The sequence below is a fragment of the Bdellovibrio bacteriovorus genome, from assembly GCF_001592735.1.
Classification (GTDB): domain Bacteria; phylum Bdellovibrionota; class Bdellovibrionia; order Bdellovibrionales; family Bdellovibrionaceae; genus Bdellovibrio; species Bdellovibrio bacteriovorus_D.
Genome location: NZ_LUKE01000001.1, coordinates 184,763 through 203,495, shown reverse-complemented (window position 1 = coordinate 203,495; position 18,733 = coordinate 184,763). Strand labels below are relative to the sequence as shown.

19 protein-coding genes are annotated in these 18,733 nt (G+C 46.5%); 11 read left to right on the top strand and 8 right to left on the bottom strand.

What is annotated here, in order from left to right:
* Positions 1-93 precede the first annotated feature (93 nt).
* From AZI86_RS00965 to AZI86_RS00935, 7 genes are read left to right on the top strand one after another with little or no spacing between them, the layout of a single operon-like run.
* Positions 94-1,068 (top strand): AAA family ATPase, encoded by a 975-nt coding sequence (locus tag AZI86_RS00965; RefSeq protein ID WP_061835007.1) that lies wholly within the window; start codon positions 94-96, stop codon positions 1,066-1,068.
* A complete protein-coding gene (locus tag AZI86_RS00960; protein WP_061833221.1) occupies positions 1,068-1,937 on the top strand; it encodes a DUF58 domain-containing protein in 870 nt (289 codons plus the stop codon). The genes AZI86_RS00965 and AZI86_RS00960 overlap by 1 nt, the downstream gene beginning before the upstream one ends.
* Positions 1,937-2,827 carry a hypothetical protein gene (locus tag AZI86_RS00955; RefSeq protein ID WP_061833220.1) on the top strand — a complete coding sequence of 297 codons (891 nt, stop codon included), beginning with the start codon at positions 1,937-1,939 and terminating at the stop codon, positions 2,825-2,827. The genes AZI86_RS00960 and AZI86_RS00955 overlap by 1 nt, the downstream gene beginning before the upstream one ends.
* Positions 2,824-3,834: a vWA domain-containing protein gene (locus tag AZI86_RS00950; RefSeq protein WP_061833219.1), complete on the top strand. Its 1,011-nt coding sequence runs from the start codon at positions 2,824-2,826 to the stop codon at positions 3,832-3,834. The genes AZI86_RS00955 and AZI86_RS00950 overlap by 4 nt, the downstream gene beginning before the upstream one ends.
* Positions 3,834-4,898, top strand: coding sequence for a vWA domain-containing protein (locus AZI86_RS00945; protein ID WP_061833218.1), 1,065 nt, complete (start codon positions 3,834-3,836; stop codon positions 4,896-4,898). Before AZI86_RS00950 ends, AZI86_RS00945 begins: the two co-directional genes overlap by 1 nt.
* On the top strand, positions 4,895-5,671 hold the full coding sequence (locus AZI86_RS00940) for a tetratricopeptide repeat protein (protein WP_061833217.1): 777 nt from the start codon (positions 4,895-4,897) through the stop codon (positions 5,669-5,671). Before AZI86_RS00945 ends, AZI86_RS00940 begins: the two co-directional genes overlap by 4 nt.
* A complete protein-coding gene (locus AZI86_RS00935; RefSeq protein ID WP_253715556.1) occupies positions 5,655-7,706 on the top strand; it encodes a BatD family protein in 2,052 nt (683 codons plus the stop codon). Before AZI86_RS00940 ends, AZI86_RS00935 begins: the two co-directional genes overlap by 17 nt.
* Positions 7,707-7,729: 23 nt before the next feature.
* Here AZI86_RS00935 and AZI86_RS00930 read toward each other — a convergent pair whose 3' ends face one another.
* Positions 7,730-8,578 (bottom strand): trypsin-like serine protease, encoded by an 849-nt coding sequence (locus AZI86_RS00930; RefSeq protein ID WP_157684589.1) that lies wholly within the window; start codon positions 8,576-8,578, stop codon positions 7,730-7,732.
* A gap of 206 nt (positions 8,579-8,784) precedes the next feature.
* Between AZI86_RS00930 and AZI86_RS00925 the strand changes: the two genes are divergently transcribed.
* Positions 8,785-9,123: a hypothetical protein gene (locus tag AZI86_RS00925; protein ID WP_061833215.1), complete on the top strand. Its 339-nt coding sequence runs from the start codon at positions 8,785-8,787 to the stop codon at positions 9,121-9,123.
* Positions 9,124-9,128: 5 nt separating this feature from the next.
* On the opposite strand, the gene AZI86_RS00920 is transcribed toward AZI86_RS00925, so the two are convergent.
* On the bottom strand, positions 9,129-9,839 hold the full coding sequence (locus AZI86_RS00920) for an NAD-dependent deacylase (protein ID WP_061833214.1): 711 nt from the start codon (positions 9,837-9,839) through the stop codon (positions 9,129-9,131).
* A gap of 97 nt (positions 9,840-9,936) precedes the next feature.
* On the opposite strand from AZI86_RS00920, the gene AZI86_RS00915 reads away from it, so the two are divergent.
* Positions 9,937-12,198: an aconitate hydratase gene (locus tag AZI86_RS00915; RefSeq protein ID WP_061833213.1), complete on the top strand. Its 2,262-nt coding sequence runs from the start codon at positions 9,937-9,939 to the stop codon at positions 12,196-12,198.
* Positions 12,199-12,257: 59 nt separating this feature from the next.
* Here the strand turns inward: AZI86_RS00915 and AZI86_RS00910 are convergent, their stop codons facing one another.
* The 3 genes from AZI86_RS00910 to AZI86_RS00900 all read right to left on the bottom strand — a co-directional run bounded on the left by AZI86_RS00910 (position 12,258) and on the right by AZI86_RS00900 (position 15,379).
* Positions 12,258-13,166 carry a substrate-binding periplasmic protein gene (locus tag AZI86_RS00910; RefSeq protein WP_157684588.1) on the bottom strand — a complete coding sequence of 303 codons (909 nt, stop codon included), beginning with the start codon at positions 13,164-13,166 and terminating at the stop codon, positions 12,258-12,260.
* A gap of 70 nt (positions 13,167-13,236) precedes the next feature.
* Positions 13,237-13,731 carry a hypothetical protein gene (locus AZI86_RS00905; protein WP_061833211.1) on the bottom strand — a complete coding sequence of 165 codons (495 nt, stop codon included), beginning with the start codon at positions 13,729-13,731 and terminating at the stop codon, positions 13,237-13,239.
* Between the two features lie 40 nt (positions 13,732-13,771).
* A complete protein-coding gene (locus AZI86_RS00900; RefSeq protein WP_061833210.1) occupies positions 13,772-15,379 on the bottom strand; it encodes an FAD-dependent oxidoreductase in 1,608 nt (535 codons plus the stop codon).
* A 104-nt stretch (positions 15,380-15,483) separates the two neighbouring features.
* Between AZI86_RS00900 and AZI86_RS00895 the strand changes: the two genes are divergently transcribed.
* A complete protein-coding gene (locus AZI86_RS00895; RefSeq protein WP_061833209.1) occupies positions 15,484-16,056 on the top strand; it encodes a hypothetical protein in 573 nt (190 codons plus the stop codon).
* On the opposite strand, the gene AZI86_RS00890 is transcribed toward AZI86_RS00895, so the two are convergent.
* On the bottom strand, positions 16,057-16,710 hold the full coding sequence (locus tag AZI86_RS00890) for an OmpA family protein (RefSeq protein ID WP_061833208.1): 654 nt from the start codon (positions 16,708-16,710) through the stop codon (positions 16,057-16,059). It lies immediately after the preceding gene.
* Positions 16,711-16,842: 132 nt separating this feature from the next.
* Here AZI86_RS00890 and AZI86_RS00885 point away from each other — a divergent pair, with 132 nt between their 5' ends.
* Positions 16,843-17,556 carry an SIMPL domain-containing protein gene (locus AZI86_RS00885; protein WP_061833207.1) on the top strand — a complete coding sequence of 238 codons (714 nt, stop codon included), beginning with the start codon at positions 16,843-16,845 and terminating at the stop codon, positions 17,554-17,556.
* Positions 17,557-17,637: 81 nt separating this feature from the next.
* Here AZI86_RS00885 and AZI86_RS00880 read toward each other — a convergent pair whose 3' ends face one another.
* Both AZI86_RS00880 and AZI86_RS00875 read right to left on the bottom strand, forming a co-directional pair.
* Entirely contained in the window at positions 17,638-18,183 is a 546-nt protein-coding gene (locus AZI86_RS00880; protein WP_061833206.1) for a GyrI-like domain-containing protein, read from the bottom strand.
* A gap of 1 nt (position 18,184) precedes the next feature.
* Positions 18,185-18,733: a thioredoxin family protein gene (locus AZI86_RS00875; RefSeq protein WP_061833205.1), complete on the bottom strand. Its 549-nt coding sequence runs from the start codon at positions 18,731-18,733 to the stop codon at positions 18,185-18,187.

Below are 18,733 nucleotides of genomic sequence, written 5' to 3'. Positions count from 1 at the left end.
TAAGAAAGTCTAAGCTTGCGAGTTCCCTAGGAAAACAGTGAAATAGGAGGGGATCTGCCTTGAGGAGGATGTACTGTGAGCGAAGTCGATATCATGGCCCTAAACGCCGCCATTAAACAAGAGTCGCAATTCATCGACAAGATGATGACCGAAATCAATAAAGTTGTCGTCGGACAAAAAGAAATGGTGGAAGGCATCATGATGGGTTTGCTGACAGGCGGACACATCCTGGTGGAAGGTGTTCCGGGTTTAGCAAAGACCTTAACGATCGCGTCGGTTTCAAAATCGATCTCGCTTGATTTTCAACGCATCCAGTTCACGCCCGATCTTCTGCCGACAGATTTGATCGGTACGATGATCTTTAATCCGAAATCAGGAGAGTTTGCTCCGCGCAAGGGACCGATCTTTACAAATATCGTTCTGGCCGATGAGATCAATCGTGCGCCGGCAAAAGTACAATCGGCTCTTTTAGAAGCCATGGCCGAAAAACAAGTCACCATTGGTGATGAATCTCATAAATTGGCGAATCCCTTCTTGGTACTTGCAACTCAAAATCCGCTAGAGCAAGAAGGAACTTATCCTCTTCCGGAAGCTCAAATGGACCGCTTTATGTTTAAGATCAACGTGTCTTACCCAGGAAAGGGTGAAGAGCTAGAGATCTTAAACCGCATGGGTTCAAACGAAAAACCACAAATTCAACCCGTGATTTCGCAAGAAGATTTGCTGCGCGCTTCGGCTCGTGCCGATCAAATCTATGTGGATAATAAAATTAAAAACTACATCGTGGAAATCATCATGGCTTCACGCAAGCCCGCGGAATACGGTCTGAGTCGCTTAGCTAATTTGATTAACGTGGGCGGATCACCGCGCGCGACCATCAGTTTGTTCCGTGCCGCGAAAGCCCACGCATTCTTGCGCGGTCGTGGTTATGTGACCGCCGAAGACGTGAAAGCGATTGCTTACCACGTGCTTCGTCATCGTTTGATTCTGACTTATGAAGCGGAAGCTGAAAATATCAAAACTGATGACATCATCAAAGAAGTTCTAACCCAAGTCGAGGTTCCCTAGTGAGTTTGCCTCCTGAGGTCTTAAAAAAAGTAAAACTTTTAGAGATTAGCACCCGACGCCTGGTGAATAATCTCTTTGCGGGTGAATACCACACCGCCTTTAAGGGCCAGGGGATGACTTTTGCTGATTTCCGCGAATACGTGCCGGGGGATGACATCCGCAGTATTTCTTGGCCGCTGACCGCGCGCACCGGAAAACCTTATATCAAAACTTTCGAAGAAGAGCGCGAGCTGACCTTGATCCTCGCGGTGGACGTCAGTGGCTCCAGTGACTTTGGCACCGGGCCTTACTTTAAGGGTGAGGTTATGACTCATATGGCGGCGTTATTGGCGTTTTCGGCGGTGAAAAATAATGACCAAGTAGGCTTGTTATTGTTCAGCGATCAAGTGGAACATTTTGTTCCCCCGAAAAAAGGCCGCGGTCACGTGAATCGTCTGTTGCGGGATTTATTTTATTATAAACCCAAAAGTCATCGCACCAAACTTTCCCAAGGTTTTAGTTACCTGCAGGGGGTTTTAAAAAAACGCGCGACCGTTTTTGTATTTAGCGATTTTATGGATCACAGCTTTGATCAAAGTTTGCGCCTTTTGGGGCGCAAGCATGACGTGGTCGCTTGTGTGGTGAATGACGCCGCAGAATATTCCTTGCCTGATATGGGCGTGATTGAAGTGCAAGATGCGGAAACCGGAGAGATCGTCACCGTGGATACGTCCTCCGCTGATTTTAGAAAACGATACGAAGATGAAGTTTTAAAGCGTAAAGACCAAAGAGATAAATTATTAAGACTTTCCCAAGTTGAACGTGTGGATGTGAAATCCAGCGAAGACTATGTCAATCCTTTGGTGGCTTTTTTTAAGAAGAGAAAATAATGGCAGCGGTTCAATGTAAAATGGAAATCCCCGCAGTCCAAGGGCTGCAAGAAAATACGCTCACGGTGGGCCGCGAGTTTATTTTAGCCTGTGAAGGGGAATTTTCGCGCGATTTACAAACCGATAAAGTGCAACTGATCATTCCGCCCGAATTTAAATACAATATTCACCTTTTAGGTTTTGAATTCCGCAACCCCACCACCGCCGATATTAAAGTGACCGGTTATCGTGCGGGCGATTTTAAAATTCCTGATTTAAAAATCACCGATGGCTCTCAAACTATCTCCTTGGGTGAAATTGCTTATAAAATTGAAAGCGTTTTGCCGCCCCAGCAGCCTGGCGAACAACAAGCCAAACAAGAACCTTACGGCGCCATAGGTCCGGCAAAACTTCCGGTGCCGATGTTGTACTGGGCGATCTTAGCGGGAGTTATTGGTTTAGTGCTTTTAATGATCTTAGGGCGCATTTACCGCGTGGTTCAGCGTCGTTCGATGTTAGAGCGCTTGCGCGAACATGACTCGGCCATGACGCCGCTTTCGCAATTTCATCAAGACTTACGACGCTTGCAGCGAAAAAACCCGGTTTATTTTGGCGTGCCCGCAACAGCGGAAGACGTGCAAGCCGCTTTTGAGTCTTTACACCGCTCTTTTTTATTATTTTTAACTCGTCAGTACCGCGTTCCGGCCTTTGAGTGGGGCGAGCGTTTCGTTTTGCGTGATCTTAAAAAATACCATTCCCGCTTATTTGCAGAATTTGGCGCGGACATTAAAAAACTGTACCGCGAATATTCTCACGGGGCGAAAGACAAAACGAAGTTATCCGAAACGGATATTTTAAACCTCACCGCGCGCACCCGCACTTTGGTGGAAAAAATGGAGGCCTTTAAATGACCTACCATTCTTCCTGGGCCTTTTTATTTTTGATTCCGCTGGCATTGGTCTTGATGTGGATCTTTTGGCAACGAAAAAAGAAAGTGCCCACCCTGCAGTTTGGTTCGGTGGAACTTCTTAAAGGCGTAACACCCACATTGCGCACACGTTTAATGCATTTGCCTATATTCCTGAAAGCCTTGGCCCTTGTTTTAGCCATTATGGCTTTAGCGCGCCCGCAAACGATGAACACCAAGGTTCGAAAAAATGTGGAAGGGATTGATATCGTTATCTGCTTAGACGTTTCGGACAGTATGTTGATTGAAGACATGAAACCGCTAAATCGTCTGGAAGCCGCCAAAGAAACGATTAAAAAGTTTATCAGCGCACGTTCTTCAGATCGCATCGGCCTGGTGGTTTTTGCCGGGGAGTCATTCACCATGGTTCCACCGACACTGGATTATCAAGTCATCTTACAGCGCGTAGATGAAATCACCAGTGCTTCCAGTGCTAAAATTAAAGATGGCACCGCTTTGGGTGTTGCGATGGCTAATGCTGCCGGACGATTAAAAGATTCCCAAGCAAAAAGCCGGGTCATGATCTTTATGACGGACGGGGAAAATAACTCTGGAACCATTGATCCCGAAACAGGCCTAGAAATCGCCAAAGGTTATGGCATCAAAGTTTATTCGATTGGTATCGGTAAAGATGGTCCGACACGCATTCCGGTTTACACGCGCGATATTTTTGGTCAGAAGGTAAAGACTTACCAACCCTTTGAAAGCACCGTGAACGAAGACTTGCTGCAAAGAATGGCGAAAGAAACCGGTGGTAAATATTATCGCGCGGAAAATGGGGATGCGCTTAAAAAAGTATTTAACGACATCGACAATTTAGAAAAAACAAAAATTGATGTGAATAAATTTACCAATTACACGGAAGAATATCCGCCTTATTTAGTCATGGCGTTAGTACTTTATTTTGCCGGTCTTTTCTTGGGCCGTTCCTGGTTAAGGAGGGTGCCGTAATGTTTCGCTTTGAAAACATCGCTGCCTTTCAATATCTGTGGCTGATCCCGGCGATCCTCGTGATGGGTTATTTTTTCGAACGTCGCGCGCGCAAAAAAATGGAAACGGCCATTGGCAGTCGCTTGTATCCATTTCTTTCAAGCTCGGTTTCAAGCAAGAAACGCCGACTTAAAACTTTCTTACAAGTTTTAACGGTTTTATTTTTTGTGATCGCCCTGGCACGCCCTCAAATGGGTGAAAGCCAACAGCAAGTCAAAAGCGAAGGCGTGGAAATCATCTTTGCCGTCGACGTGTCAGAAAGTATGATGGCCGAAGACGTAAAACCATCACGCTTAGCCCAAGCCAAGGCGGAGCTCAGTCGCTTGGTGGATTTAATGCCGGGAAATAAAGTGGGTGTTATGGCCTTTGCCGGATCAGCCGCTTTACTTTCTCCGTTAACCAATGATCCTGGCGCGATCAAAATGTATCTGGAATCTTTAGAGCCTGGTTCCGTTTCCACCCAAGGGACAAACTTCACGCAAGCTCTGCAAGTCGCTAAAGATGCTTTTGAACGCGGGGGAGCTGCTACTGATGACGTGGTTAAAGTCACCCGCGTGATTTTATTTGCCTCTGATGGCGAAGACCATGAACCGGGGGCTTTAGAGGCCGCAAAAAAAATGACGGATGATGGGATTCGAATTTTTTCTTTAGCTTACGGCACGGAAAAAGGGGGCGCCATCCCTGTTCGTGACGGCATGGGGTTTTTAAAAGGATATAAAAAAGATCGCCAAGGACAAACCATTCTGACAACGGTTAAGGGGGATGCTTTAAGAGCCTTGGCCGAAGCGGGCCGTGGTAGTTTCTATTTTGCTACTTTTGGTGGCGAGCAGACGAAGTTGTTGGTCGAAGATATTTCTAAATTAGAAAGAACACAGTTTGATTCGACCATGGCCACGCAATACGAAGAAAGATTTCAAAGTCTTTTGATGTTCGGGATTATTTTGGCTTTATTAGAACTTTTCTTAGGTGAAAGACGTCGAGGCTTCCTTTTCTGGAAAGGTCGCTATGAGGTGCCACCCGCATGATGAGACTGCGTAAAATTTCACTTTTAGGACTGTTTGTTTTAGTCGGCTGCGGGCCGGGGCGCCCGGACTTACGAACACTCGAGCTCAACCGCGAGGGAAATAAAGCTCTTGAAAAGCAAGCCTTCCCCGCGGCGATGGATAAATACATCCAAGCATTAAGCTTTGACCCTTTCATCGGGGATTTGCATTTAAATTTAGGCCTTTCCCTGGAGGGGCAACAACAAGCCGAACAAGCTTTAAAGTCTTATAAAGAAGCTGAAAATTTAGCGCTGAAAGAAGAAAATCTTTCTTTGGTTTTTATGGCGCGCTTTAATCAAGCTCAACTTTTAGGAAAAGCAAAACGGGTGGATGAGGCTTTAGCCCTTTATCAGAAAGCCTTAGAGATCATTCCAAGTTCAACGGAAGTAAAAACCAATATCGAACTTTTAACCATGGCTCAACAAGGCCAGGGTGAAGGCGATAGCAAAGACGAAAACCAAGACCAACAAGGTGGCGGTCAAGGCAAAGATCAAAAAGAACAAAAAGATCCGAAGGACCAAAAAGACCAAAAGGATCAAAAAGATTCAGACAAAGAAGATAAAGATAAAAAAGACGATAAGCCAAAACAACCTCAGCAGTCTCCGAAATACAAACCTCGCCCTTTCCAAGGCAAAGAGCTGTCAGAGAGTGATGTAAAGAAGATCTTAGGCGAATTAAAACAGCAGGAAGAAAAAATCCGTGCTGAATACAATCGCCAAGACATAAAGGAATCCCCCCGTGAAAAAGATTGGTAAGACAGCACATTTAAAACGCAAACTGACTGCGTTTCTTCGTCGTCGACGTACTTTTAGTACGCCTTCCTCCTCGTGCCTTGCATTTTGCGCTTTAAATGCGCTGTTTTTGGTGACTCTGTTGTCATCGGTCGGGCTCGCGAATACTACCGTTAATGCCACTGTGGATCGTGATGATGTGGGCTTGGGGGATACTTTCGCTTTGACGGTGTCCGTGGTTTCTAATGAAAACGTCGATATTCAAGAGCCTCGTGTTCCAGATTTAGACGGTTTTGAGTTGATGGGGGCGACGTCTTCAACGGCGGTGGCGCAAAAGCTGGTGCAAACCTCTCAAGGGATGCAGTTTGAAACTCAACGTCGTAAAGAGTTTTATTATCAGCTCAGTCCGCGTCGTGCGGGAACCTTGAGCATTTCCTCTTTTGAAGTGGTTATCGATGGTAAAGTCTTTCGCACGCAGCCCATCGTGATAAAAGTAGGCGCACAAGGGACCGGTCAACACTCGCGTCCGCAACCGGGTCGTCCTTCGCAATTTGATGACGAAGACCCTTTCAGTGCCGAAGATGAAATCTTTAATCAGCTTTTGCGTCAACGTCAGCGTTTACTGCAGCAGCACATGGGGCAGATGGGGCAAATGCCAGGACTGCCGCAAGCCAATGTCGGGATTCCGGATGCGGCTTTTCGCAGTTTGCCGACAAATCCCAATGAGGCTTTCTTTATTTCTTTAGAGATCGACAAAACTGAGGTGTTTGAAGGCGAACAAGTGACGGCCAACTGGTATATTTATACTCGTGGTCAAATGGAGACTTTAGATCGCTTAAAATTCCCAAGCCTTAAAGGCTTCTGGAAAGAGATCATCGAGGAAGTTCCTTCAATTCAGTTCACGGAAGAAATCGTTAACGGCGTTCCTTGGAAAAAGGCTTTACTCGCGTCCCACGCGTTATTTCCGATCAAGCCGGGCACGGCGGTGATTGATGAGTATAAAATCAAATCCCGTGTGCGTATCTTAAATCAAGGCATGGGCGGATTTTACGGACGCCCTTATGAATACACCAAAAGTTCCGCGCGCGTGCCGATCAAAGTAAATCCGTTGCCGGTGGAAGGACGTCCGCCAGAATTTACCGGTGCTGTTGGTCAGTTTGAGGTGCACGCGAAAGTTGACAACCAACAAGTCCCGGTGAATCAGCCTTTCAGTTTGATTTTACGCTTTGAAGGTGCGGGGAACGCCAAGGTCATTGATTTACCCGCGATGAATTTGCCAACAGGTATTGAACAGTACGATTCTAAGTCAGAATCAAAATTTTTTAAAAACGGGCGCAGCTATAAGGAATTCGAAGTTCTTTTGATTCCGCGCCAAGAAGGCGATATTACGATCCCCGCGATGACGATTGGCATGTTTGATCCCGTCGCAAAAAAATATTACACCAAAACGACGGAAGCGATTTCTTTAAAAGTCGTGAACAACCCGAATGCCCCGGTGGGATCTTCACAGCGCCTGGGGGACGTGAAAACACCTCCGACGACTCCGGCAAAAAAAGAATTGCCCCAAATTATCACGACGTGGGAACCCGCAGCTCAAGCCGGCGTGTTGTATCGTCCGTGGCTTTGGGCCGTGATTTACGGCGGTGCTCTCGTGGCGTTATTAGCCCGCATGCAACGTGAATTTGGATGGGGACGTCGTCGTCGCACATTAAAAGAACAAGTCCAAAAACGTTATAAAGTCGTTGATGCGGCCTTAAAGAAAGACGATTACCGCAAAGTGGGAGTGGAGATGACAAACATCTATTACACCGTTCTGGGTGTGGTGTCGGGGACCGGTGGTGCCGCCGTTGAAATTCAAAATCTTTTAGAACAGGTGCCACCCAGTGTGCGCCGTGACCATGGCGCGGAAATCGCTAGCAGCTTTGAGATCTTCCAAACCATGAGCTTTGCGCCGGATGAAATGCTAGGTTCTTTGAAAGACCCCAGCACGATGAAAAAGAATATTGAAAGAGCTAAAAAAGTTTTAAGTTCCGTTATTAACGCTATTGAAACGAAGTAAAGCGTTACGCCGAGTAGGCCGGCTTAGTTTTTTAATTTAACCAGACCCTGGGCGATCGCCGATAGAATCCATTCAGACTCGCTGGCACTCATAAAGGTGCCATGCAGGGTCGTCCCGCAAAGATCGCTTAAGTTGGGTGTCACCGCCGAAGAAATGGCCGCAATGATATATTCGTTGTCAATCTTCATCACAATCGGAGAGCCCGAATCCCCGGCGCAAAGACCGGAAGGTTTTGTGACTTCGACTTCGATGGCATCTTCGGATTCAAATGAAGTCAGGTAGCCGGTGGTATGAATAAGCTTGCCTTCGCTTAAGACTTTAAGCTCTAACTCCGTTAATCCGGTGCCCGCCACATAGACAGTGTCGGCAAGACGAATCTTCGCGCGAGTGGTCGAATTCAAAATGGCTAAGGGTTTATATTCGGAAGACGCTTCAAAAAGTTTTTCTTTTAAAACAATCACCGCGGTGTCGTGAATCGTATCGTAAGCTGAAAGTTCATAGGAAGGATTGCGAGTGCCTAGGAAATTTCCTTTGGTATAAAATTTTTGGCTTACTATTTTAGCGCCGCGGAACAAGTTAACGACAATGTATTCTAAATTCGTATCACGAATGCAATGAGCCGCGGTCAGGATGGCGTTCGCACTTAAAATGCCCCCGGTGCAGGCAGTGGCATTACCTTCTTTATCGGCAAATTGGATTTGCACGATGCTTTTCCAGGCAGGACTGCTTTCGGTCGCCTCGGTGCCTTGGTAAACGATGTTTTCCTTGAAAGAAACGCGCCCCGGGGCTTTCAGGGGAGCATACGGCACCCGCGCTTCTGCCAGCGCCACCCAAGAAAGAACGAACATTAAGGTGTACTTAAAAATCTGCATGAGTCGAAAGCTTGCGAACCTAATGCCAGGGGCTGGGCCAATATAAGCGTTTTGACCTGTTGGATCTGCCTTTGATTTAGACAGGGTGCCGGGCCATGGCGGGCACGCTATTATCATTCCGTTTGCGATAAGGGTGCCCGGGCCGCCCGCGTTGACATCCCGGCACTGTTTTTTTAGGTTGTCGGCCAAATTTAAGGAGTGTTCCAATGCGTATTATTCTTTCTTTGGCTCTTGTTTTGGCTTCTTCAGCCGCTTTTGCTCAAAATGTTCCTGCGGGAAATAAATGCGAAAAATATTTTGGCATCCCTCGCTATATGCAAGCCATCCAGGTTGTAGCGAAAAACGCAAAATGGAGCGTTGATGAGATGTGCACTTTAGAAAGAATCTGGGACATCCAGGCGGAAGACACTCAAGTCGTAAATAAAAAAGGCGAAGTTGAGCCGCACGTGCGCGTGTACCTTCACCGCAACGAAGACTCTTGCCACTTCATGGTTCGCAATGCCGATCTTGTTGTGACATCTAAGAAGTGCTACTCGACTTATTAATCTGCCTAGTCAGTTAAAATCTCATTCACCCATTGGTCCACTTCGACAGTGGCCGGACCCATGCGGTGTTCGTGAAAGGCCGGGGAGATCCCGGTTTCTTTCATATTAAATTCAATCTTTCGCGCTTTCCATGCGATTTGGACAAAGCCCGCGGCCGGGTACACCAGGCCGCTAGTGCCAATAGAAATAAAATAATCGGCTTTATCTAAAGCCTCGTAAATTTCATCCATGTGATAGGGCATCTCGCCAAACCACACGATATCGGGGCGCACGTTGCCGCGACGACCGCAGGCGATGCAAGCCTCGTCCACCGCCAAATTTTCGCTGTGATCCCAGTGTTCGTCACAATTTTGACAGAACACGCGATCCAACCTTCCATGCATGTGCAGTAAGTTTTTAGATCCCGCACGACGATGCAAGTTGTCGACATTCTGCGTGACCAAAAGAAAGTTTCCTTCCCATTCTGATTCTAAGCGGGCCAAGGCTTCGTGTGCCTTATTTGGTAGCACATTTTCATCTTTAAGCTGTGCACGGCGCAGATTGTAAAAGCGTTGAACCAAGGCGGGGTCGCGTTGAAATGCTTCTGGAGTCGCGACGTCTTCAATGCGATGCTCCTCCCACAATCCGTCTTGATCCCGAAAGGTGCGAATGCCGCTTTCAGCGCTGATTCCAGCACCGGTTAAGATCACAATATTTTTAAAAATTTCGCGGTTCATAGAGGCACTTTATCGCTTCGCACAAAGGGGTGCAACTGTTTGAGTTTTCAACTGATTTTCATTAGGATGGGCCGTTCTTTACAGAAAGGCAATACTCATGGCTTCTAAAATCGAAACCACTCCCGAGATGGTGCAAAACGTTTACAAGAAAACCGCAGAACGTTTGACGGTGATCCGCAACCGTTTGAACCGTCCTTTGACTCTTGCAGAAAAAATTCTTTTTGGTCACTTGGATGACCCTCAAAATCAAGAGCTTGTTCGCGGTGAAAGTTTCTTATTGTTAAGACCGGACCGTGTGGCGATGCAAGATGCGACGGCGCAAATGGCTTTGTTGCAATTCATGCTTGCGGGAAAAGATGAAGCCGCCGTTCCTTCAACAGTCCACTGCGATCACTTGATCCAAGCTTACAAAGGTAAAGAAGCGGACATGAACGCTTCAAACATGTCGAACAAAGAAGTTTTTGAGTTTTTGGCGACAACATCGTCTCGTTACAACATCGGGTTCTGGAGACCAGGTGCGGGTATCATTCACCAAGTGATCTTAGAAAACTACGCGTTCCCCGGTGGCTTGATGATCGGAACAGACTCTCACACACCGAATGCCGGTGGTTTGGGGATGTGTGCCGTCGGTGTCGGGGGATCTGACGCTTCGGACGTGATGGTCGGACTTCCTTGGGAAGTTAAAAATCCAAAACTTATTGGTGTTCACTTAAAAGGTAAATTGCAAGGTTGGGCGTCAGCAAAAGACGTGATCTTAAAACTTTGCGGAATGCTCACCGTTAAAGGTGGAACAGATAAAATTGTTGAGTACTTTGGTGAAGGAACGTCTTCCATTTCTTGTACGGGTAAAGCCACGATCACGAACATGGGGGCAGAACTTGGGGCTACTTGCTCTGTGTTTCCTTATGATGATCGTATGGCGGCCTATTTAAAATCAACAGGCCGTACTGAGCTTTCACAAGTGGCTGATGGGCACAAAGATCTTTTGTCCGCCGATGCTGATGTGATGGCGAATCCAGGTAAATACTTTGACGAGGTTTACGAAATCGATTTGTCAGCGTTAGAACCCCACTTAGTGGGTCCTCACTCTCCAGACATCGCGCGTCCTATTTCGGCCCTTAAAAAAGAATCTGCAGAAAAAGGTTACACGATCGAGATTTCTTCCGCGTTGATTGGTTCTTGCACGAACTCTTCTTACGAAGACATTGGCAGAGCGGCCTTCGTCGCCAAACAAGCTATGGATATCGGTGTTAAAATGAATCAACCGTTCCTAGTGTCGCCGGGTTCCACACAGATCCAAAAAACAATTGAACGCGACGGTCAAATGGCGACGTTCAACGAAGTGGGCGCGACAGTCTTGGCAAATGCTTGCGGACCTTGTATCGGTCAATGGCGCCGTGATGACGTCAAAACGGGTACTAAAAATACTATCGTGACGTCATTCAACCGCAACTTCCGTGCACGTAATGATGCGAACCCTGAGACGTTGGCTTTCATCGGATCCCCAGAAATCGTGATGGCGTTGGGCTTAGCCGGACGCTTGGATTTCAATCCAGCGACCGATGAGCTTCAAGGACCTAAAGGCAAAATCAAACTTCAAGCACCGGTGGCGCCTGAATTGCCAGCGCAAGGTTTTATCCCTGACACCGAAGGTTATCAAAAACCTGCGGGGGCTCAAGCGCAAGTGGCGGTCAGCCCCACGTCTGAGCGTTTGCAATTACTAGCTCCGTTTACAAAATGGGATGGAAAAGATTTTGTGGACAACCTGGTTTTAGCCAAAGCCAAAGGCAAATGTACAACGGATCATATCTCTCCGGGGGGTAAGTGGTTAAATTATCGCGGTCACTTAGACAACATCTCTAACAACATGTTGTTGGGTGCGGATAACGCGTTCACTGCGGAAATTGGTAAAGGTAAAAACTTGCTCACCGGTGAAGAGCACATCGAGTTCCCACAAGTGGCGCGCAATTACCAAAAACAAGGTAAGGGCTGGGTTATCATTGGCGATGAAAACTACGGGGAAGGTTCTTCACGTGAACATGCGGCGATGTCGCCAAGGTTCTTAGGTGGTACGGCGGTGATCACAAAATCATTTGCGCGTATCCATGAAACCAATTTGAAAAAACAAGGTGTCTTGGCTTTAACTTTCGCTAATCCAAAAGATTACGACAAAGTCCAAGAGACTGATTTGGTCAGCTTGATCAACCTTAAGGACCTAGCACCTGGAAAACCGGTGACCATGGTTCTTAAGCACAAAGACGGAACAACCGAAAATATTGAACTGAAGCACACCTATAACGCTGAACAATTAAAATGGTTCCGCGCGGGAAGTGCGTTGAACTTAATCCGCGGTCTTTAAGATCGCGGACGATTTAAACAAGCAAGCCAAAAAAGCCCTTCGAGATTCGAGGGGCTTTTTTATTCCGAATCTTCTTTCTCAGATTTTTCTTTAGCACCAGGAACTGCGGTCGCAAGAGGCGACGGGGTCACGGACGGGGTTAAGCCTTGTGTCGAGGCCGGAACGATGCTGGCGGTGGGTGCAGGCGTAGCGGATTTTACGTCAGCTTCAGTTTTTAGGCTGGTGGCTTCAGACCATAAAGTTAAACCTAATTTTGCCACGGAGTCTTGGGTTTCTTTATCGTCGGTTATTTCTTGGATGGACGTCACATAACGAGCGATTTTTTCATTCGACAAAGTCTTTTTAGAAAAACCGATGTTGTAAGAAAGAATTTCGCCCTTCAGCGGTGCTTCGACTAAGGGGCTGTGTGACTTTTCAATCCAGCGCATGGCAATTTCATGATTAATGTAGGCCAAAACGGTCGAGATTTTTTCTGCTCGCATCAACGTCGAAATATTGGAACTTTCCTTGATGATTTCAAATTTCACAGGTGAGTTCTGACGTATTTCTTCAAGACTTTCAGAGACTCGGGAGGGCGTGTTTACGCCGACGGAAAGCCCCGAAAGATCTTTTAGCTGAATGACTTTGGTCGCCACATCGGGCAGTCCAAAAAATGCAAAACGAGTTTTAAAAACTTTGTTACTGAAACCTATGTATTCAGTGCGATCTTGAGTTTCGGAAAGGGGGCAAGTCGCGTCGGCTTTGCCCGTTTTCATCATCTCCAAAACCTGGGGTAAAGAGGCGATTTTAAATTTGCAATGAAGCTTTTCTTTATCACACAGTTTTTGCATGATCTCATGACAGGCGCCCGCAATACCCTCAGATCCGTTTTTAAAATAAAAAGGTTCACCATCAAAGCCCACGATGGTCATCGCAAACCCCGAAGACGCACAGAACATCAAAGAAGAAAGAATCAAACTTCGAAGCATACGCATAGAGTATAAAATCTGAGAGTTAAGAAAAACTTGATGAATTGTCTCGTGCAATAAAACATGCGCTTCATAATGTGAACGCACTTCGCACTGTTTTAAAACCGATTGTCAGCCAAAAGTAAAAAGCGGCGGCATTGATAAACATTGCCAAAACTAAACGTTGCTTGCTTTTTTTTGACAGCGGCATTTCCCGTGCGAGAACTCGCCAACCCAAGACCATCGAATAGACATTGCAAAGCACCGGCACGATGATCAGTCCCAGAATAGAATTCCACAGACTTTTTTTAGCAAGATTTTGAGTTTCTTCAGAATCCGTGATCGGGGAAGCCACCTCAGGGGCTTCGATTTTTTCTAAAGCTTGGGAGGCACTTAAAAACTCATGCTCTGGAATTTCTAAAATCAACTTTCCTAAGGCATCTCCTAAATGGGGGGCGACACTGCGAAGCTGTTCATCGCGCACATGCGGATGAAATCCTTGGGACTCTAAGAAAGATTTTGCAACGCGGGCTTCAGAGAAGTCCGCACATTCCATCAGGAACACATGGGCCTTGTTATCGCTCATGAAGCAATTCTATGTCGATGCCAAGCCTCTGGGTACAAATTTATTCGACACGGCGAATGGCCGTTAAGGCGGCTTGGAAAGCCGACTCAAAGCTAGGATTCATCGTGTTATCTTGGTTGGCGTAATGGATATTTCCCACACTCGCACTTGCCGCAGCCGCGGTTCCGTCGACCAACATTCCGGCACGAGCCACCGGTAGAGCGTGTCCCCAACGAGTCATTCTAATGCCGTGAATATCTTGAGTATTTAGTCCCAATGTACGCAGAACAGGCTCAATGTCCGTCAGGTATTGGTTTTTGTATTTCTCATGCGCTGAAGGGATGAACAGGTTTTGTCGGGCGCCATCATAAGCAATTCCGTGGTACAGAGTGAAAACTCCGTGAGTGGTTTTGTCGTGCTGTGCCCAAGTTCCGAAGCAAATGTCAGTAAAACTCCGTTTGGGTGGCCGAGACGGGTTTGGTGCCGGCGGCATTTCTCCACGCAGGCAGTAAAGCTCATAGCTCGGGGCTTTGAATGGTTTATTAATAAATAAATTAGCCACCAAATACGCACGGTATGGCAGGCGGCGAACCATATTGAATCTTTCCATGCCGGCTTCGGGAACCAAATAGTTAGCTACGTATTTGGGGCACGCTAGAATAGCATGCTTTGCTCGCACATGGATGAGTTCTCCCAGGGCATTTTCATAAACGACGCTGACGCCGTCACCCTCGTTTTTTACGCGCATGACTAAGCAGCCCGAACGCAAAGAGGCCGTTTTAGATTCCGCACGGATTTTTTGCACCATTTTATGAAGAACGTAAGAGTTTCCGCCTGGGAAAACTAAAAGCGATCCGGTTTCAGCCGAAATAAATCCCAAGTATTGCAATGCCGATAATTCATCTAAAGAAGCCCCGAAAGAGCTCCAGGCATAAAGCTGCAAATACTCCATGATGTGCGGATGTAAGGTGCCGAATTCTTTTTGAATCCATTCTTCCATCGTGAGGCGATCATTGGCTTTGGCCCACTCTGAAGTTTCGTGATCAAAATCAGCTTCGTTATAAATTTCTACCATCTTGGCGTGGAATTTTTTAAAGTCCGCCGCCGCTTCGGGATCACTCGCACCTTCCCAAAAAGGTTTGCGGAACGCGTTTCCAAAAAACACGGAAGTCTCTTCACCAGATTCGGTGCGACCTTTTTTCCAGATATCTAATTCTGTTAAAAGTTTTCCTAAATCTGAATCAGCTTCAGGCTCACAAAGATAAGCCGAGCCAATGGAATAAACCGCGTCTTTATAAACTTCACCTTTAGCATTTCCACCAAAGCGCATGTCTTGTTCAATCAGCGCCACTTTTTTATGACGAAGATGATAAGCCGCCGTTAAACCCGCCACACCTCCACCAACAACGACCACATCAAGGTGTTCACTGACCGGTGGAACGCCGCCTTTTTTTGCAAAGTAGCCGTTCACGTCCCACAAGATATTGTGCGGGCGAGTCGGCATGTCTCCGTTAAAATCAATACTTGAGGGGGTGTCGATCTGAGCGATTGGTAAATCATCCGCCAAATTTTCTGAAGCCCAGGCAGAGGCCTTAGCCATCTTGGGCAAACCTAAAGAGGAAATAGCGGCCGCGGAAAGGGAGCTTTTTAGGAAGTCACGTCTTTGCATGGCGTCTAAATAGGGGGAAACCGGGGAAAGCTCAAGGGAAGTCTGCTACATGAAAAAATTTTGAGATTGAAGGACTTACGCAAAACCTGGTAAGCCCTTGGGGTATGTCACAAATGCCTGCTTTAAGCGAAAAACTGAATCGACCGGAAGTCATTGAAAAATCTTGGGTTATTACGCTTTCGGGGAAGCGCTTTAACATCCTTAAACCCGATCCCGAGGCTGTCCTTTTACAGGACATCGCCTGCGCTTTGGCCCGTCAGGCCCGCTTTAATGGGCATACAAGATTTTTTTACAGCGTTGGCCAGCACTCTTGCCTGGGAGCAGAAGTGGCGCCAACTAAAGATATTGCTCGGCATATGCTTTTTCACGATGCGACGGAAGCTTATGTCGGGGACTTGGTTTCGCCAGTGAAAGCGCTTTTACCTGAATTTGAAATCATTGAATCGCGCATTCATTGGGCCATCGCGCAGAAGTTTGGTTTAGAATCACCACTGCCGAAGGTTGTAAAACAAATTGATAAAAGATTATTAGCGACCGAAGTGCGGGATTTGATCACGAAGGATTTAAAGTCTTGGAATATTGCGGAGGATGAGCCTTTTGATTTCCCGATTATTCCTTGGCCACCGGAGGTGACCGAGGCGAGATTTTTAGAGCTCGCCCACGGTTTACTGAAATAACTATTTTGTCGCTTGCTTAGGAATCTTAGATTCATCCACCGTGATTTCAATTTCTACACGACGATTTTTAGCGCGAGCTTCTTTGGTTTTAGCCGGATCAATGGGGTCAGCAGAACCCATGCCAATAGCCGTAGCTGTTGCAGCAGGAACTCCCGCAGAAACCAACTGACGACGAACTGCTTCAGCGCGTTGTTGTGACAATGGGTTGTTCACGACCGAAGCACCAGTGTCATCTGTATAACCTTTGATGGTTAAAACGTTTTCTGGGTACTTTTTCATGATGGCTGCAAGCTGGTTGATATTGGTCACTGCGGCAGGTTTTAAATCCGCTTTACCAGTATCAAACAAGATGTCGCTTTTTAGTTTGGTGATCAAACCTTGTTCGGTTCTTTTTGTTTCGGCGATTTTTTCTAGCTCTTTTTGCTGTTTATCTAGGCGATTGCCGGCCATAGCCCCGACACCACCACCGATCGCTGCACCAAGTAATGCACCTTCGTTGCGGCGACCTGTTTGGTGACCAATGACGGCTCCGGCCACGGCGCCAATTGCTGCACCGATACCAGCGCCTTTAGCTGTATTTGGGTTGTCTTTCGTCGTTTGGCAGCCTGCAGACATTAAAGCTGCCGCCGTGGCGATTAAAATCATCTTTTTCATTAAGTTTTCTCCTGTTGGAATCATTATTAAAGTCGTAAAAATTTTCATGATCAAGAGCATTGTTTAGACATGTTGCACCTCTGGACAGTCTCGTTTATCATCCGTGGACTCTATGTAAGGAAAGGGCGTTTTATGAAACAGTTTTTAATTGCAGCTCTATTGACATTCACTTTTGCTGGATTTTCGGCCCAGGCTGAAGATCGTTTGATTATTGTCAATGGCGTGGCAGAAAGAAGTCTGGATCCGAACATGGTCCAGTTAGAAATCTCTGTATGGAGCAAAGCGAACACGGCTAAACAAGCACAAAGCTTGGCCGCTCAATCTTACAAACAAGTTAAGAAAAGTTTTGATGAATTCAAAATCAAAAAAGAAGACATCCAAACCACTGGCTACTCTTTGTCACCAACTTATGAATACGACCAAAAAGCTCAGCGCAATCAGTTGACGGGTTATCAAGTCACGCAAAGTTTGACGGTTGTGATCCGCAAAGTGGAAGACGCCGGCAACTTCCTTGATTCTTTGATCGACGAGAAAAAAGGCAACAATTCGGGCGTGAACGTTCAATCCATCAACTGGGATTCAGATAAACGCGACCAAGCGATCGCGGCGGCGCTGGGTGATGCGGTGAGATCTTCTAAAGGCAAAGCAGAAGAGATCGCCAAAGCAGCGGGAGTTAAAATCCGCAACGTTTCTAAAATCTCTCACACCACTTCAGATGGTGGTGGCCCACGTCCGGTATTTGCGCGTGCGGAAATGATGATGAAAGCTTCTGATGTTTCAACTGAGGTTTCTGGCGGTCAAGTTCGCGTTCGTGTTGAAGTTTCTGCGGAATACGAAATTCAGTAAGATTTAAATTCAAAGACCAAATAAAAAAAGCGTATGGCGAAAAACCATACGCTTTTTTATTTTCCAAATCTTAAGGCTGCTTTATTTGCTGCTTTGATACGGGAATAGGTAAGTGGTCGTCATGGCATTTTTCTCAGTGATTGAATGGATTTCGTAAATCTCAATCACCGGTCCACTTTGTTTCATGTCTTGTTTTAACATATAGTCGTTCACGCGGGGATAGACTTTCAAAGGTCCAATGCCGGGGGAGCCGGTAAAGATCGCCACCACGTAATCACGTTGTGGGATTTCGCCGGATTTAAATTCTTCGGGCATATTTTCAGGAACCTTTTCTACTAAGCAGCCCACTTTAGAACGCAAACGCGCTTCTTCGACCACTTGCGGATCATCCATGTATTCACCGAAAGTGCGACCGCAAGTAACCCCTTGGGTTTGCATGTACTTTTCAACTTTTTCGATAATTTTATTTACTTTGTGGTAAGGACCCACGTGTTCAAGATACACGGTGATATAAGGACCTTGATTGGCGTGGCTGATATCCACCCCTTTCCAAGCTCCTAAATAGTTAGAAAGGAAAAGCCCAAAAGCGGCGATAGCGACAGCGACGAAGACCAATATATATCTCATACTAAACCCATTTGATGGAACAACCCATAGAGGCTGTTTGTTGATCGGAAACTTTCTTATCTTGAAGCAGGATTTGCACCGCCTCAAAAAGTTCTCTTTGTTTTACTTTGCTAGCGTCTTTCCAGCTGTCATCCAAACGTCCACGATATGAAAGCTTATGGGCTTTATCGTAAACGAAGAAGTCTGGGGTGCAGACGGCACCGAATTCACGCGCGACGTTTTGTGATTCATCGTACAGATACACAAATGGATAAGATTTTTCTTCGGCGCGTTTTTTTAAATTTTCAAAAGAATCTTCCGGGTGGCTGATTGCATCGTTAGAACAAATCGCAATCACCGCAACACCTTGCTTTTTTAAATCATGCCCAAGCTGAATCAAACGATCCTCGATCGCTTGCACGTAAGGACAGTGATTGCAGATAAACATCACGACCACAGGCGTGTTTGCCGGGAAGTCTTTGAGGGAATATGTTTTCCCATCGGTGGCTGGCAGTTTGAATTCCGGAATGCTTTTTCCTAAATCCGGAAAGGGCGTAAAGGTCAGGGCCAT